The 16,969-nt window shown below is 59.5% G+C and carries 10 protein-coding genes; 5 read left to right on the top strand and 5 right to left on the bottom strand.

The annotated features are described in order from the left end of the window. Positions 1-120: 120 nt before the first annotated feature. From NL64_RS13495 to NL64_RS13485, 3 genes are all read right to left on the bottom strand, one after another. Complete coding sequence (locus NL64_RS13495; RefSeq protein ID WP_034148564.1) at positions 121-1,491, bottom strand: DUF3999 domain-containing protein; 1,371 nt, start codon at positions 1,489-1,491, stop codon at positions 121-123. Next, a complete protein-coding gene (locus tag NL64_RS13490; protein WP_034148563.1) occupies positions 1,488-4,697 on the bottom strand; it encodes a DUF2339 domain-containing protein in 3,210 nt (1,069 codons plus the stop codon). Before NL64_RS13490 ends, NL64_RS13495 begins: the two co-directional genes overlap by 4 nt. A 149-nt stretch (positions 4,698-4,846) precedes the next feature. Next, positions 4,847-7,297, bottom strand: coding sequence for a glycogen/starch/alpha-glucan phosphorylase (locus tag NL64_RS13485; RefSeq protein ID WP_034148562.1), 2,451 nt, complete (start codon positions 7,295-7,297; stop codon positions 4,847-4,849). A gap of 257 nt (positions 7,298-7,554) precedes the next feature. Here NL64_RS13485 and NL64_RS13480 point away from each other — a divergent pair, with 257 nt between their 5' ends. Beyond that, on the top strand, positions 7,555-7,992 hold the full coding sequence (locus tag NL64_RS13480; protein ID WP_034148561.1) for a YkgJ family cysteine cluster protein: 438 nt from the start codon (positions 7,555-7,557) through the stop codon (positions 7,990-7,992). Positions 7,993-8,178: 186 nt separating this feature from the next. On the opposite strand, the gene typA is transcribed toward NL64_RS13480, so the two are convergent. Both typA and thiI read right to left on the bottom strand, forming a co-directional pair. Next, positions 8,179-9,999 carry a translational GTPase TypA gene (gene typA, locus NL64_RS13475; RefSeq protein WP_034148560.1) on the bottom strand — a complete coding sequence of 607 codons (1,821 nt, stop codon included), beginning with the start codon at positions 9,997-9,999 and terminating at the stop codon, positions 8,179-8,181. 139 nt (positions 10,000-10,138) lie between these two features. Beyond that, positions 10,139-11,593 (bottom strand): tRNA uracil 4-sulfurtransferase ThiI, encoded by a 1,455-nt coding sequence (gene thiI / locus NL64_RS13470; protein ID WP_034148559.1) that lies wholly within the window; start codon positions 11,591-11,593, stop codon positions 10,139-10,141. 328 nt (positions 11,594-11,921) lie between these two features. Here thiI and glnA point away from each other — a divergent pair, with 328 nt between their 5' ends. The 4 genes from glnA (at position 11,922) to ntrC (ending at position 16,925) form a co-directional block, all read left to right on the top strand. Further along, positions 11,922-13,328 carry a glutamate--ammonia ligase gene (gene glnA, locus NL64_RS13465; RefSeq protein WP_034148558.1) on the top strand — a complete coding sequence of 469 codons (1,407 nt, stop codon included), beginning with the start codon at positions 11,922-11,924 and terminating at the stop codon, positions 13,326-13,328. A gap of 230 nt (positions 13,329-13,558) precedes the next feature. After that, a complete protein-coding gene (locus tag NL64_RS13460; RefSeq protein WP_034148659.1) occupies positions 13,559-14,083 on the top strand; it encodes a DUF4124 domain-containing protein in 525 nt (174 codons plus the stop codon). 323 nt (positions 14,084-14,406) lie between these two features. After that, positions 14,407-15,492, top strand: coding sequence for a nitrogen regulation protein NR(II) (glnL, locus tag NL64_RS13455; protein ID WP_034148557.1), 1,086 nt, complete (start codon positions 14,407-14,409; stop codon positions 15,490-15,492). Next, entirely contained in the window at positions 15,489-16,925 is a 1,437-nt protein-coding gene (gene ntrC, locus NL64_RS13450; protein ID WP_034148556.1) for a nitrogen regulation protein NR(I), read from the top strand. Before glnL ends, ntrC begins: the two co-directional genes overlap by 4 nt. The last annotated feature ends 44 nt before the right edge of the window (positions 16,926-16,969 follow it).

Here is a 16,969-nt window from a genome sequence, read left to right as displayed (position 1 = left end):
CATATCAGCATTTCTATCGACTGAACGGCCGTAATCGCTGGCAAGCCAGCTCCCACAGGTACTGCGCTTTCCTTGTGGGAGCGGGCTTGCCCGCGATCTGGCGCGCAGTGCCAGCCTTTCTCAAGTGTTGGTTGGTGGTTTGCGCAGCAGACTGAACGCCATCGCCGCCAGAAACAAAACACTGAGCAACAACACCGCCCACAGGCCAAATTTCTTCCAGTCAGTACCAATCTCCACCGGTACTGTCGAAGCCGGCGGGGTCACTACCGCCCCACCTTCAATCGAAGCCCAACCCAACGTCGCCATCTTCGCCGCGCTGTAATCCGGAATCAGCGTCGCCAACGGCAGGTTCGCCGCCTTCACCGTCGAACTGCCCAGCGCCAGCGTGTAAGGCCCCGGCCCCCGCGCCAGAAACACCAATTGCGTCGCGCGCACGGCAAATTTGATCGTGGGTGCTTGCGCCCCAAGGCCACCGCCGCGCTCATCCACTGTCAGCTTCAACTGCTGCACGGTTTGTCCCGACAACTGCAATTCGTTTTGCACCACGTCCTGGCCATTCTCGGTCAGGCGATAAAGCAAACCGCTGTTCAGCGGCTGCCACGGCAGGCTGCTGTCCCGGCGACCGGCCAAGATCACGGGCGCCAGGCTGTTGGGCTGGCTCAACTCGATCTGCACCCGCTCGACGTTAAGCCCCGTCGGCAATTGCCAGGTGTATTCACCGGCCTTCACGCTACTGCCGGCCAGCGCTTGCGACCAGACCAACGGCAGCGGCAAGCTGCGGGGGCTGGCGCTTTGCAGTTGCGCCGAAGTCAGGATCGGCGCCGATTGCGGCGTTTTCCACAGCAATCGCAAATAGCGCGCCGACTGCCCCGGCAGGCCGACTTCGTGCTGCTCGACCCGTTCGTCGGCAAACGTCAGCCGCGCCACTTGCCCCTCGCCCCAGGATTGCCACTGCTGCAAATCGTCGCTGGCCTCAATGCTGAACCGCTGGAAACCGTCATGTTCGCTGGTCCAATCGAGGATCAGTTGCTGCAACGGCGCCTTGATCGCGCTGGCGTCGAGCAACCAGCCGCGCAACGCTTCTTCACCGGCTTCCAGTTGGCTGGAAGGCTGCACTTCGACCAGCGAGCCGTTGGCGTTCGATTGCACACGCACGCTCGGTGCGCGTTCGGTGGCATCCGCCGCGTTGTACAGCGGGAACCATTTGACGTCGGTCAGCGTGCGGTTGTCGTCGACCTGCGCGGTTTCCCGAGCCAATGCATAGGCCTGTGGTTCACCGGCGGCGTTGAACACCCGCACATCGCTCAGGTCGGTCTGGCGCGCATTCAGTTGCACGGTCAGGGGCAGCTCGAGGCGATACCACGGGCCGTCACCGCTGACCGACAGCGGCACTTGCGTGGCAAAGTCCGCCGGTTTCTCCTGAGCGGCCGCTGCCAGCGCCACACCCATTGCAACAATGCCCAACCAGCCAAGGTTCAGCTTCTGACTCAAGACGACACTCCTTCGGTTTCCGGCGCCGGTTTTTCCGCATCCGGCGCAGTTTCGACGCGTTTGGGTGGCAATGGCGCGAAATAGCCGACCACCAGCAGCAACACGCCAACGCCGATAAACGAGACGATCCGCGCCAACCCGCCGCGGTTACTTAATTCGACAAAGAACAGTTTGGCCACCACCACGCCGATCAACGCCGCGCCGACCAGCCAGACTTCACGGCGATGCCGCAAATGGCCGCCAATCATCAGGCTCAGGGCCATCAAGGTCCAGACAATCGACAGACCGGCCTGCACCAACATCGAGTCGAGCAACGCATCCCACTCGAACGGCACACCGCTCCAGTGATGCGCCGTGCGCATGACCACTACCGTGAAGAACGTGAACAGCGAAACGCCGGCGACCATTTGCGTGGCATAAGAGGCGTAGTCCTTGCGGATCGCCAGTTGCGGCACGGCACTGCGCGACCAGACGTAGATGCCGAACAACGCAAACAACAAACCCAACTCCAGCGGATTGATCAGCGGCACATAGGGCAGCGGCTCGGCGGCGCCGTCGCTGACGATATTGGCGAGCCAGAACCAGCCCAACATCAGCAAAGCCAAAGGCGCGGCGGCGTAAACCCGATATTCCCGGGCATAAGCCGACACCGGCCAGGGCCAGGCACGCGGGGAAGCCATCAGCACCAGATACAGGCTCGGCAGAATCGCCCAACCCAGCCAGCGCCAGGCGTTGTACTGCTCGGACATCAGCAGCAGTCCATATCGCAGCTCCAGCGCCAGCACCCCAATCAACAGCCAGCAACCAAGCACGTGCGCGGCACTCAGCGCCCACGCCGGCAGCATCGGCGCCAAGCGGCGCAGCGAGATGAAATGCACAACGAAGACCGACGTCCACACCAGCCAACCGAAGTCAGCCGCCGGGTGATAACGCGAATGCCAAGCGCCGAGCAATACCAGGCCGGCCGCCGGAATCAGCAAGGTGCAGAGCAGTCCCAGCGATGGCCATTTCAAGCGCAGGGCCAACACCGTCCACAACGCAACACTCAAGGCTGCGACGGCGAGCAAGAACGTCGCTTGCAGATTCAGCGGGGCAAAGCGCAATACCTCGGTAACCCAAGCCAGCGCCCACCAGCCTGCACCCCACACCAGCAACGCTTGAGAGAAACGCTGCAAAGCCAATCCATCGAACGCCTTGGGCGGATTGTCCAAGTGCAAGCGCCACGCCCCGAGCAACGCCGCCAGCCCCAACACCAGCGGCGTCCAGAACCCACCATGGGCCAATGGCTGCAACGCGTCGCCGGCCTGCAAAGCAAACAGATCCGAGCCTGCCATCAGGAATAAAACGCCACCGAGCAATTGCACGGCAAACGCGCTGAACAGGAACGTGCGCGATGGCAATCGCAGGCCGACAAACAACGTCGCCAACCCGGCCAACGCCCAACTGATGACCGTGCCATGGGTGAAGAAGAACAGCGGCGCCAGCAGATAGAGGAACGTCAGACCGAGACAGGCCAGCACCGGCAATCCTTTACGCTCCCAGGATTTCGTGTGCTCGGGCAACGCTTTGTGCAATTGGTAGAAACTGAACAACAAGGCGCAGCCCAGCAACAATGCGCCCAAGGGCGCGCCGCTGATCAGGCTGCTGTCTCCACTGCGCAGTTCGCTGAGGAACGCCAACGCCGAACCCAGTTGCAGCAACAAGGCAAAGGCCCGCGCCAACGGCCGCTGTTGACGCAGACCGAGCCAGAAAATCCCCGCGCCTTCCACCGCCCACGCCGCTGTCGTCCAGCGCGCATCGAGCCCCAACGGGATTGCCAGGCTGGTGAAGATCACGCCCAACGCCAGGCAGGTTTCCGTCAGCAGCAGCGCCTTTCCACCCATGAGTAGCCGAGCCAAACCCATGTAGATAATGCCCAACGCCAAGGCGCTGAACGCGGCAGCGAACTCAAGATGCTGGACCAGCGCGAACTGCAAGCCGAAGCCCACCAGCGGCGGACCGAATAGCAGTGTGCCGTCGACGTAATCACCTTTGCGTGCTGACCAGCGAAGCAGCGCCTCACGGCTGTCGTCTTCAGGCGTATCTGACAATTCCAGCAGCTTGCGCCGCGCGAATAACAAACCGATGGCCAGGTACATCAGGAAGAACAGGATCAGGAACGGCTCTGTGCTCCAGAGCAAGTCCGGCGTGTAGGAACGTATACCCCAGACAAAACCAATACCGAAGGTGCCGTTGAAGCCGATCACGTTCAGCAAACGCCAAGCCTTGAACCACGCAATGGCAAAGATCCCGGCATTGAGCAATGCGAAGTAGCTGAACAGCGCGACGTGGCTACCGGCCCCGGTGGACACCAGGAGGGGAGCGGCGAAACCCCCGAGCGCAGCGGCGGCAGCCAGTCCCAGGGAATCCTGGGTGATGGCGAGAATCGCCGAGAACACCGTCACCGCCACCAACAGGCCAAACGCCGCCGTGGGGTCGAGCAACGGATGCAGGCGCATCGCGGCAAACACGGTCAGGTACAACACGGCGATGCCGGTGCCTTGCAGGATCAAGGCGTACTGGCTGTTGCGGGCCCTCAGCCACCAGCCTAAACCGAGCAACCCCAGCGCTGCTGCCGCGACGCCGGCGTAGCGTAATTCGATCGGTATCACCACGCCCTCGGTGGCGTAGCGCAACAGGAAGGCCAGACCGAGAAACAACAGCACCACGCCGACCCGGAGCACCGTGTTGCCGCCAAACAGCCATGCGCGGGCACCGCTGATGGCGCGGTCGATGAGGTTAGGTGCGCGAGGGGTGGCGGGTTGTTGCGGTTCGCGGGCGACTGGTTTCCAGGCATCCACGGGGAGCGGGCGGCTGGCTTCGGTCGTGGTGACGGGATCAAGTTCGGGCGGCAGTTCCCAGATCAGTTGCGGCGCTTCGACAATGTCTGGGATTGAAACGGACTTGGTGACAACAGGTTCGCCGACTGCTTGCGGTGAGGTGGCACCCGACACGTCCAGCACGGCCAGCCGTTGCTCGACTGCATGCAGCGCAACCCGCGCCTGTTCCAGCAAACGGCGCTGCTCGACAGTTTGGGAATCCAGACGACCGATGCGAATGGCCTGGCCGATTCCCAAACCCAGTAGCGCGCCCAGCAGCGCATCGCCGAACGACTCGTCGAGTATCCAGCCCACAACGAGGCCAATCAGCATCAACATCCATTGCATGGTCGATATCCCTAAGCGCAATCCGGAAAGATTAGCGTAGCCAGCTCCAAAAAAGATCGCAGCCTCCGGCAGCGCCTACATTGATCCTGTAGGAGCTGCCGAAGGCTGCGATCTTTTACGGCCGCCAGTATATCGACCCGACTGAAAAGTTACCCCAACGCCTTCCAGATATCCGTAGCGTACTCGCGAATCGTCCGGTCCGATGAGAACCAGCCCATGCGTGCCGTGTTCAACACCGCTGAACGCCACCATTCGTTAGAGTCGTGCCAGTGGGCTTCGACGCGCATTTGCGCGTTCCAGTAGGAATCGAAATCGGCGCACACCAGGAAGCGATCGTAGTCCACCAGCGAATCGATGAGCCCGGCATAACGGGACGGATCATCCGGCGAGAACACCCCGCCGCGAATCGCTTGCAGTACGTCGTTGAGCCGATGGGACGCAGCAATGTCCGGCACCGCACTGAACTCATGGTTCTGCTTACGCGCTTCAACCTGCTGCGCGCTGAGGCCGAAAATGAACATGTGCTCGGCGCCGATGCGCTCGCACATTTCCACGTTCGCGCCGTCCAGCGTGCCGATTGTCAACGCGCCGTTGAGTCCGAACTTCATGTTGCTGGTGCCCGAAGCTTCGAACCCTGCGGTGGAAATCTGCTCGGACAAGTCCGCCGCCGGAATAATACTTTCCGCCAGGCTGACGTTGTAGTTGGGCAGGAACACCACTTTCAACAATCCGCGCACGGTCGGGTCGTTGTTCACCACCCGGGCGATGTCGTTGGTCAATTTGATGATCAGCTTGGCCTGGTGATAGCTCGCGGCAGCCTTGCCAGCGAAGATTTTCACTCGCGGCACCCAGTCGATTTCCGGCTCGGCGCGAATTGCCTGGTACAGCGCCACGGTGTGCATGAGGTTGAGCAGTTGTCGTTTGTACTCGTGGATCCGCTTGACCTGCACGTCGAACATCGCCGCCGGGTTGACCGCCACCCCGAGTCGTTCGTGAATGATGTACGCCAGGGCTTTTTTGCTGTGCAGGCGCTGCTCGGCGAAGGCTTTGCGGAATGCGGTCTTCTCGGCGAACGGCTCAAGATCCAGCAGACGCGCTTCCGGGTTATCCAGCAGGTCCGGGCCGAGGGAGTCGACCAGCATCGAGGTCAGTTCCGAGTTGGCCTGATACAACCAGCGGCGGAAGGTGATTCCGTTGGTCTTGTTGTTGATCCGCTCTGGATAGAGTTTGTGCAGTTCAGAGAACACGGTTTTGCGCATCAGCTGCGTGTGTAACCCGGACACGCCATTGACGCTGTGGGAGCCGAGGAACGCCAGGTTGCCCATGCGCACACGGCGGCCGTTGTCTTCTTCGATCAGCGATACGGCGCGCAGCACGTCGAAGTCATGGATGCCTTTGGCGCGCAGCGAGTCGATGTGCTGGGCGTTGATCAGATAAATGATCTGCATGTGCCGCGGCAACATGCGCTCCATCAAACCGACCGGCCAGGTTTCCAGCGCTTCCGGCAGTAGCGTGTGGTTGGTGTAGGACAGCGTGTCGACCGTGACCTGCCACGCGGCGTCCCACGCCACGTCATAGACGTCGACCAATTGCCGCATCAGCTCGGCCACGGCAATCGACGGGTGAGTGTCGTTGAGCTGGATCGCCGCGTGATCGCCCAGGGTCAGCACCGAGGTGTGCATGTTGCGATGGCGACGCAGCAAATCCTGCAGGGACGCGGCGACGAAGAAGTATTCCTGGCGCAGGCGCAATTCCTGACCGGCCTCGGTGCTGTCTGCCGGGTACAGCACGCGGGAGATACTTTCGGCCCGCGCTACTTCGGCAACCGCGCCCAAGTGGTCGCCGGCGTTGAAGCGCTCGAGGTGCAAATCTTCCATCGCCCGCGCACGCCACAAACGCAGCGTGTTCACACTCGCGCCGCGCCAACCGACCACCGGCGTGTCATAGGCAATGGCCCGCACGGTTTCCGCCGGGTGCCAGACTTGCTTGGACTTGCCGCTTTCATCGGTCACGGTTTCGACGCTGCCGCCGAAGCCGATCGGGTAAACCACTTCCGGCCGCTCGAATTCCCAGGGGTTGCCGAAATCCAGCCAGTGCTCGGTCTGTTCCTGCTGCCAGCCGTCGACGATGGCCTGGCGGAACAAACCGTGTTCGTAACGAATGCCGTAACCGTGTCCGGCGATGCCGAGAGTCGACATGCTTTCCATGAAGCACGCCGCAAGACGACCGAGGCCACCGTTGCCCAACGCCGCATCGGGCTCCAGCAAACGGATACGTTCCAGGTCGACGCCGAGTTCGGTCAGGGCCTCGCGTGCCACATCAAGCAAGCCTAGGTTGCTCAAGCTGTCGTAGAGCAAGCGGCCGATGAGGAATTCCAGCGAGAGGTAATAAACGCGCTTCTGGCCTTTGCGATAGATCTGCCGCGTATGGTCCATCCAGTGCTCGACCATGTGATCGCGCGCTGCCAGCGCAATGGCTTCGAACCAGTCGTGGTCGAAGGCGTGATCCGGGTCTTTGCCCACCGCGTAGGTGAGTTTGGTCAAGACGGCGTCGCGGAATGCGGCCACCTCTGCTTCGCGAACAAGTGGTTCTTGAGTCATCGATAAGACCTCGAGCGAGCTTTGAGTTGTCTGAGCCTAGACGGTCTGACAGGCGGTAGAGGCTCCGGTTCGGCAGTTTTTCCCGTTAGTGCGAATTGGGTCGGCAATCCATTGTCGTGTACTTGAATCAATGCAGGTGCCGTGCCGGATTAGCGGTGGAGTTGAGCGGTGACGAAAAAAATCTGGCGAAAGGTTGTTCAAAAATCCACCAGTCCCGGTATGATCGCGCGCCCTGATGCACACGCTGGTAACAACCGATGATGAAGCCGAACCTGATCGCCGCTGCGGAGATCGACCGCCTCGATACCTGGGCCAAGTACTCCGCCCCGATGTGCGGCTCCTGCATGTCCAGCTGCTGCACGCTGCCGGTCGAGGTCAAGATCAAGGATCTGATCCGCATCGGTGTGGTCGATGAGTTCGAGATGGGTGATCCGCCGAAGAACATCGCCAAGCGCCTGCAAAAGGAAGGCCTGGTCGAGCGCTTTAACCAGAAGTCGGGAATCTTCACTCTCCAGCGCATGAGCAACAACGATTGCCTGTACCTGGATCGTAAGAGCCGTCTGTGCACTATTTATGAAAAGCGCCCGGATACTTGCCGCAACCACCCGAAAATCGGCCCGCGGCCGGGGTATTGCGCGTACAAGCCGAAAGAAGTTGTGCGCGAACAGTATTCGCGGAGTATCGAGCGGTTCTGACCGGTTACATCCGTGGCGAGGGAGCTCGCTCCCGCTGGGTTGCGCAGCGACCCCAAAATTTTACGACTGCTGCGCAGCCGAGCGGGAGCAAGCTCCCTCGCCACAAAGGCTCGGCGTAAATCGCAGACAAACAAAAACGCCCCCGGTCTCTCGACCGGGGGCGTTTTCGTTAAGCCAGGCTAAATGTTATGCCTTGGCTTTCTTGGCAGCGCGGGTACGCTCGCTTTCGTCCAGGATCTTCTTGCGAAGACGGATGGACTTAGGAGTGACTTCACACAGCTCGTCGTCCTGGATGAATTCCAGAGCCTGTTCCAGGGTGAAGCGAACAGGTGGAACCAGAGCGATGGTTTCGTCTTTACCCGAAGCACGCATGTTGTCGAGCTTCTTGCCCTTGGTAGGGTTAACGCCCAGGTCGTTGTCACGGCTGTTCAGACCAACGATCTGACCGTTGTAGATTTCCTGACCGTGCTCTACGAACAGCTTGCCACGTGCCTGCAGGGTTTCCAGGGAGTAGGTCAGCGCCTTGCCGGTTTCAACCGAAACCAGAACGCCGTTCTGACGGCCGGACATGTCGCCCGACTTCATCACGTCGTAACGGTCGAAGATCGAGGTCAGGATGCCAGCACCGTTGGTCAGGGTCAGGAACTGGTTACGGAAACCGATCAGACCACGAGCAGGGATGTTGTATTCCAGACGTACACGGCCCTTGCCATCCGGCACCATGTTGGTCAGGTCGCCTTTACGCAGGCCCATCTCTTCCATCACCTTGCCTTGGGATTCTTCCGGCAGGTCGATGGTGACGTTTTCGAACGGTTCGTGCTTCACGCCGTCAACCAGACGGATGATCACTTCCGGACGGCCTACAGCCATTTCGAAGCCTTCGCGACGCATGGTTTCGATCAGTACCGAGAGGTGCAGTTCGCCACGGCCGGAAACCTTGAACTTGTCAGCCGAGTCGCCTTCTTCAACGCGCAGTGCAACGTTGTACAGCAACTCTTTGTCCAGACGTTCCTTGATGTTACGGGAAGTCACGAACTTGCCTTCTTTACCGCAGAATGGCGAGTCGTTTACCTGGAAGGTCATGGAAACGGTTGGCTCGTCGACGGTCAACGGCTTCATCGCTTCAACGGTGTCCGGGTGGCACAGGGTGTCGGAGATGAACAGCGAGTCCATACCGCTGATGCACACGATGTCGCCTGCAGCAGCTTCGTCAACGTCTACACGGTGCAGACCGTGGTGACCCATCAGCTTCAGGATACGACCGTTACGCTTCTTGCCGTCGGCGCCGATAGCGACAACCGGGGAGTTCGGCTTGATGCGACCACGAGCGATACGGCCAACACCGATAACACCCAGGAAGCTGTTGTAGTCCAGTGCGGAGATCTGCATCTGGAACGGACCGTCACGGTCAACAGCCGGCGCTGGTACGTTGTCGACGATCGACTGGTACAGCGGGGTCATGTCTTCAGCCATTTCGTTGTGGTCCAGACCGGCAATACCGTTCAGGGCCGAGGCGTAGACGACTTTGAAGTCCAGCTGTTCTTCGGTGGCACCCAGGTTGTCGAACAGGTCGAAGATCTGGTCCAGAACCCAGTCCGGACGCGCGCCTGGACGGTCAACCTTGTTGATGCACACGATCGGACGCAGGCCGGCTTCGAAAGCCTTCTTGGTCACGAAACGGGTTTGCGGCATAGGGCCGTCTTGAGCGTCAACCAGCAGCAGAACGGAGTCAACCATCGACATTACGCGTTCAACTTCGCCGCCGAAGTCGGCGTGGCCCGGGGTATCCACGATGTTGATGTGGTAGCCGTTCCAGTTGATGGCGGTGTTTTTCGCCAGAATGGTAATACCGCGCTCTTTTTCCTGGTCGTTGGAGTCCATCACGCGCTCGTCGTTGAGCTCGTTGCGCTCCAGGGTGCCGGATTGACGCAGGAGTTTGTCTACCAGGGTGGTTTTACCATGGTCAACGTGAGCAATGATGGCGATGTTGCGTAGATTTTCGATCACTTGTGTATCTCGATCAGAGGATTCGGTGTGCTGACAAGTCTTGGCAGCGATTAACAGTAGCGTCCGTAAAAGCCGTTACAGCTTGACGGTGGCATCGGGGGGCCGGTGACGCAGGCCACAGGCAAACAGCCCCGGGCACTTAGCTCGGTCGATAAACGCGCACATTGGCATGCCCCTCACTGAGCAAATGGTGGGCATGCAGGCGACTCATCACGCCTTTGTCGCAATACAGCAGGTACTGGCGAGTAGGGTCCAGTTCCTTGAAACGAGCGTTCAGTGCATAAAACGGCATCGTCTGTACCTCGATACCAGCAAGCTCCAGCGGGTCATCTTCAGCGACATCCGGGTGACGGATGTCGATGACGATCTGACCGGCCAGCGCATCGCTGACTTCTTCAATCTGTACGTCCTGGCCCAATTCATCGATCACGCGATCGATCGGTACCAGTTTGGCGTTCTCGAGCGCACGCTCAAGGACGGCCATGTCGAACTCTTTCTCTTCGTGCTCCACGCGATGGCGTTTTGCAGCGGTCTTGGGGTTCACCGAAATGACCCCGCAGTATTCCGGCATGTGCTTGGCGAAGTCGGCGGTGCCGATTTCGTTGGCCGTATCGATGATGTCCTGCTTGTGACTGGCGATCAGCGGGCGCAGCACCAGCTTCTCGGTCACGCAGTCGATCACGTTCAGGTTCGGCAATGTCTGGCTCGAAACCTGGGAGATCGCTTCACCGGTGACCAGCGCCTCGATCTGCAGCCGATCAGCAATTTTCGACGCAGCGCGCAACATCATACGCTTCAATACTACGCCCATATGACTGTTATCGACTTTGCCGAGAATTTCTCCGAGCACTTCCTCGAACGGCACACTGACAAATAGCACGCGTTGCGAGCTGCCGTACTTCTTCCAGATGAAGTGCGCGACTTCCATCACGCCCAGCTCGTGGGCCCGTCCACCCAGGTTAAAGAAGCAGAAATGGGCCATCAGGCCACGGCGCATGATCTGGTAGGCCGCGACGGTGGAATCGAACCCGCCGGACATCAACACAAGCGTCTGTTCCAGTGCTCCCAGCGGATAACCGCCGATGCCGGTGTGCTGGCTGTGGATCACGAACAACCGTTGGTCGCGAACTTCGATGCGAACTTCGATTTCAGGCTTTTTCAGATCGATCCCGGCGGCACCGCACTGTCGGCGCAACTGGCTACCGACGTATTTCTCGATGTCTATGGAGCTAAATGGGTGCTTGCCGGCGCGTTTGCAACGCACCGAAAAAATCTTCCCGGCCAGCGCATCGCCGTAATGCTGTTTGCACTTCTCGACGATGTCGTCGAAGTCGCCCAGCGGGTATTCGTCGATTTGCAGGAAGTGCGCGACGCCCGGCATGCAGCTCAGGCGCTCGCCCATCTCTTTCAGGGCCTTGGGATCGCTGACGCGGGTTTCCAGCTCGAGGTTGTCCCACACGCCGTTCACCACCACAGCCGGGTCCAGATCGCGGAGCACGGCACGGATGTTCTTGGCCAACTGACGGATGAAACGCATCCGTACCGGGCGGCTCTTGATGGTGATCTCGGGGAAGACTTTTACGATTAATTTCATGGAAACAGCGCGCGCAGGGCCTGCCGAAAAAGGGGGGCGCGGATTATAGCGGAAATTGCTCAAGGTTTAACCAGTTAATGTGCAGAAGGTTTTGCGCGCACCAAAACGGGTCACTTTCACTTTCCAGCGCCACATTAAGGAGCGCATTTTTCTGCTTTAAGAAGCTTTGCACGTCTATAAGCGTGAATTTGGGGCAAAAAACCCATGGTGGGGCACTGGCATGCAATTTGCTCCCTTGTGAGGCAGGTTGCCTTGGCAGAGTATTCGCGCCGGCATCACAAACATTTAAGGGCATCCACTACCAGCCCTAATCCACCCGGAGGACACTATGTCGAAGTCGGTTCAACTCATCAAAGATCATGACGTCAAGTGGATTGATCTGCGCTTCACAGACACCAAGGGCACTCAGCACCACGTGACCATGCCGGCTCGCGATGCGCTGGATGATGACTTCTTTGAAGTCGGCAAAATGTTCGACGGTTCCTCCATCGCTGGCTGGAAAGGCATCGAAGCCTCCGACATGATCCTGATGCCGGACGACTCCACCGCTGTCCTGGACCCGTTCACCGAAGAGCCGACCCTGATCCTGGTCTGCGACATCATCGAACCTTCGAGCATGCAAGGCTACGACCGCGACCCACGTGCGATCGCCAAGCGCGCTGAAGAACACCTGAAATCCACCGGTATCGGTGACACCGTATTCGCTGGTCCAGAGCCAGAGTTCTTCATCTTTGACCAAGTGAAGTTCAAGTCCGACATCTCCGGCTCCATGTTCAAGATCTACTCCGAACAAGGCTCCTGGATGTCCGACCAGGACATCGAAGGCGGCAACAAGGGCCACCGTCCAGGCGTCAAAGGCGGCTACTTCCCGGTTCCACCGTTCGACCACGACCACGAAATCCGTACCTCCATGTGCAACGCACTGGAAGAAATGGGCCTGACCGTCGAAGTTCACCACCACGAAGTGGCAACTGCCGGCCAGAACGAAATCGGCGTCAAGTTCAACACCCTGGTGAAGAAAGCCGACGAAACCCAAACCCTGAAGTACGTTGTACACAACGTTGCTGACGCTTACGGCCGCACCGCGACCTTCATGCCTAAGCCGCTGTACGGCGACAACGGTTCGGGTATGCACGTACACATGTCCATCTGGAAAGATGGCAAGAACACCTTCGCAGGCGAAGGCTATGCCGGCCTGTCCGATACCGCCCTGTACTTCATCGGCGGCATCATCAAGCACGGTAAGGCTCTGAACGGCTTCACCAACCCGGCGACCAACTCCTACAAGCGTCTGGTTCCAGGCTTCGAAGCTCCAGTTATGCTGGCCTACTCGGCTCGCAACCGCTCCGCTTCGATCCGTATTCCTTACGTGTCGAGCCCTAAAGCCCGCCGTATCGAAGCTCGCTTCCCGGATCCGGCTGCCAACCCGTACCTGTGCTTCGCCGCACTGTTGATGGCTGGCCTGGACGGTATCCAGAACAAGATTCACCCTGGCGATGCTGCTGACAAAAACCTGTACGACCTGCCGCCTGAAGAGGCGAAAGAGATCCCACAAGTTTGCGGCAGCCTGAAAGAAGCCCTGGAAGAGCTGGACAAAGGTCGTGCGTTCCTGACCAAAGGCGGCGTTTTCAGCGACGACTTCATCGACGCTTACATCGCCCTGAAAAGCGAAGAAGAAATCAAGGTACGTACCTTCGTACACCCACTGGAATACGAGCTGTACTACAGCTGCTAATCCGGTAGCGCCTGCGCAAGCGGCGTGACAAGAAAGGCCTCCTTCGGGAGGCTTTTTTTGTGGGCAAAATCAAAAGATCGCAGCCTTCGGCAGCTCCTACGGGTCACATGTAGGAGCTGCCGAAGGCTGAGATCTTTTGATCCTTTTACCGTACCCAAATGTTAACGGCTTGGGTCTACCACCGACCCTGCCCTATGCTGCACCTATCGCTTTCGTTTCCGGTCGATTTTATGGGTCGTGGTTTTCTCTTCATCCTTTTGCTGATCGCCCTGCCCGTATCGGCGCAGATCTACAAGTACACTGACGCCGAGGGCAACACGGCCTACAGCAATCAACCACCTGACGTTGTGAACGCCCAGCCGGTCGAGCTGCCGCCGCTCAATCGCGTCGAACCCTTGTCGCCTCCTGCGCCCCCGACTCAACCCAAACCAAAGGAACAACTCCAAGCCGCCTACGAGGTGCTGGAACTCACCGGCCTGCCCACCACCGAAGCCCTGCGCGCCAACAATGGCACCTTCACCGTCAACGCACTGATCAAACCGCGTCTGCAAGCCCCTCATCTATTGAGACTGCTTCTGGATGGCCAACCTTACGGCCAGCCAACCAACGTACCAATCCTCCAATTGGTGAACATCGACCGCGGTGAACACAGTCTGGCAGTGCAAGTGATTGACGGCGAAACCGTGGTTCAGCAGAGCTCGACAGTCACTTTTTACGTGCAACGGGTGCGAAAGCATCGAGGGCCTGGGCGCTGATCGGGCGCCTTCAAACGCATCTTCGGCCGACGACCGAAATCCCCACTTACCGACGAACCCGAAGAAAAAAGTTCGTTCTTGCACCTTTCAAACGTCGTTCAGCTTTGCGCACTATATTGGTGCGATTCGTTGCACTGCGCTCACACTTCAACCCATTTTGGTTCGAAAGTACCCGCGTTAGCTGGCAGTACGCCACGCAATCGAGCGTCAAACGCCCGTTTCAGGCGTTTAACGCTTCTTTTCGGAGCCTTGGTTTGGTTTTTGCATTTTCCCCGCATCAGCGCTTTTTTCCTGCGCGCCGCCCTGCTCCAAAAGAGGTCCCGATGACCATTAGCGACGCACTGCACCGCTTGCTACTCGACAACCTCACCACCGCGACCATCCTGCTCGACGCCGAATTGCGCCTTGAGTACATGAACCCGGCGGCGGAGATGCTTCTGGCCATCAGCGGCCAGCGCAGCCATGGGCAATTCATCAGCGAGTTATTCACCGAATCCACCGAGGCGCTGAATTCCTTGCGTCAGGCGGTGCAGCAGGCGCACCCGTTCACCAAACGTGAAGCGATGCTCACCGCCCTCACCGGCCAAACCCTGACCGTCGATTACGCCGTGACGCCTATCCTGAGCGATGGCAAGACAATGCTGCTGCTCGAAGTCCATCCCCGTGACCGCTTGCTGCGTATCACCAAGGAAGAAGCGCAACTGTCGAAGCAGGAAACCAGCAAGATGCTGGTGCGCGGCCTGGCCCATGAAATCAAAAACCCCCTGGGCGGGATTCGCGGCGCGGCGCAATTGCTGGCCCGTGAGCTGCCGGAAGAAAGCCTGCGCGACTACACCAACGTCATCATCGAAGAAGCCGACCGCCTGAGAAATCTGGTGGACCGCATGCTCGGCTCCAACAAGCTGCCGTCGCTGGCGATGTGCAACATCCACGAGGTGTTGGAGCGCGTCTGCCATCTGGTCGAGGCCGAAAGCCAAGGCTGCATTACATTGGTGCGTGACTATGACCCAAGCATTCCCGACGTCCTGATCGATCGCGAACAAATGATTCAGGCAGTCCTGAATATCGTGCGCAATGCGATGCAGGCCATCAGCAGCCAGAACGAGTTGCGCCTGGGCCGCATCAGTTTGCGCACCCGCGCCATGCGCCAATTCACCATCGGCCACGTGCGCCATCGCCTGGTGACCAAGATCGAAATCATCGACAACGGTCCCGGCATTCCTGCGGAACTCCAGGAAACCATCTTCTTTCCCATGGTCAGCGGTCGTCCGGACGGTACCGGGCTCGGCCTGGCCATTACCCAGAACATCATCAGCCAGCACCAGGGCCTGATCGAATGTGACAGCCACCCAGGCCACACCACTTTCTCGATCTTTCTGCCACTGGAACAAGGAGCCACATCGACATGAGCCGTAGTGAAACCGTGTGGATCGTCGATGACGACCGTTCTATCCGTTGGGTCCTGGAAAAAGCCTTGCAGCAAGAAGGCATGACCACACAAAGCTTCGACAGCGCCGATGGCGTGATGAGCCGCCTGGCGCGCCAGCAGCCGGACGTGATCATCTCCGACATCCGCATGCCCGGCGCCAGCGGCCTGGACCTTCTGGCGCGGATTCGCGAGCAACACCCACGGCTGCCAGTGATCATCATGACCGCGCATTCCGATCTGGACAGCGCTGTCGCGTCCTATCAGGGCGGCGCGTTCGAATACCTGCCCAAGCCGTTTGACGTTGATGAAGCGGTTTCCCTGGTCAAGCGTGCGAATCAGCACGCACAGGAACAACAAGGCCTGGAAGTCCCCGTAGCATTGACTCGCACCCCGGAAATCATCGGCGAAGCGCCGGCGATGCAGGAAGTGTTTCGCGCTATCGGGCGCTTGAGCCATTCCAACATCACCGTGCTGATCAACGGCGAATCCGGGACCGGTAAAGAACTGGTGGCCCACGCCCTGCACCGTCACAGCCCGCGCGCGGCTTCGCCGTTCATCGCGCTGAACATGGCGGCGATCCCGAAGGATTTGATGGAGTCCGAACTGTTCGGCCACGAAAAAGGCGCGTTCACCGGCGCGGCCAACCTGCGTCGCGGACGCTTCGAACAGGCTGACGGCGGTACGCTTTTCCTCGATGAAATTGGCGATATGCCCGCAGACACGCAGACCCGATTGCTGCGCGTACTGGCCGATGGCGAGTTCTACCGCGTTGGCGGCCATGTGCCGGTCAAGGTTGACGTGCGGATCATCGCCGCAACGCACCAGAACCTGGAAACCCTGGTCCACGCCGGGAAATTCCGTGAGGACTTGTTCCACCGCCTCAACGTGATCCGTATCCACATCCCGCGCCTGTCGGACCGTCGCGAAGACATTCCGACACTGGCCAAGCACTTCCTCAGCCGTGCTGCGCAAGAGCTGGCCGTCGAGCCGAAGTTGCTGAAAAGCGAAACCGAGGAATACCTGAAAAACCTGCCATGGCCGGGCAACGTGCGTCAGTTGGAGAACACTTGCCGCTGGATCACGGTGATGGCTTCCGGGCGCGAAGTGCACATTGGCGACTTGCCGCCAGAGCTGCTGAGCCTGCCGCAGGATTCGGCACCGGTGACCAACTGGGAGCAGGCGCTGCGTCAGTGGGCCGATCAGGCGTTGGCACGCGGTCAATCGAGCCTGCTCGACAGCGCTGTGCCGGCATTTGAGCGGATCATGATCGAGACCGCCCTGAAGCACACCGCCGGTCGCCGCCGCGATGCTGCTGTTTTGCTGGGCTGGGGGCGTAATACCCTGACTCGCAAGATCAAGGAGCTGGGGATGAAGGTTGATGGCGGGGATGATGATGAGGGGGATGAGGGTTAAGTCCGGCTTCAGATTCCAGTAGTCCGCAAAAAGATCGCAGCCTT

The organism is Pseudomonas fluorescens, from assembly GCF_000802965.1.
GTDB classification, from domain to species: Bacteria; Pseudomonadota; Gammaproteobacteria; order Pseudomonadales; family Pseudomonadaceae; genus Aquipseudomonas; species Aquipseudomonas fluorescens_A.
The sequence above is the reverse complement of the archived record's forward strand: the minus strand, read 5'-3'. Positions and strand labels throughout refer to the sequence as shown.

Coding starts and splice junctions, on each gene's coding strand:
- NL64_RS13460 (WP_034148659.1), top strand. CDS start 13,559: ATGGGTCGTGGTTTTCTCTTCATCCTTTTGCTGATCGCCCTGCCCGTA.
- NL64_RS13490 (WP_034148563.1), bottom strand. CDS start 4,697: ATGCAATGGATGTTGATGCTGATTGGCCTCGTTGTGGGCTGGATACTC.
- NL64_RS13485 (WP_034148562.1), bottom strand. CDS start 7,297: ATGACTCAAGAACCACTTGTTCGCGAAGCAGAGGTGGCCGCATTCCGC.
- glnA (WP_034148558.1), top strand. CDS start 11,922: ATGTCGAAGTCGGTTCAACTCATCAAAGATCATGACGTCAAGTGGATT.
- NL64_RS13480 (WP_034148561.1), top strand. CDS start 7,555: ATGATGAAGCCGAACCTGATCGCCGCTGCGGAGATCGACCGCCTCGAT.
- glnL (WP_034148557.1), top strand. CDS start 14,407: ATGACCATTAGCGACGCACTGCACCGCTTGCTACTCGACAACCTCACC.
- thiI (WP_034148559.1), bottom strand. CDS start 11,593: ATGAAATTAATCGTAAAAGTCTTCCCCGAGATCACCATCAAGAGCCGC.
- ntrC (WP_034148556.1), top strand. CDS start 15,489: ATGAGCCGTAGTGAAACCGTGTGGATCGTCGATGACGACCGTTCTATC.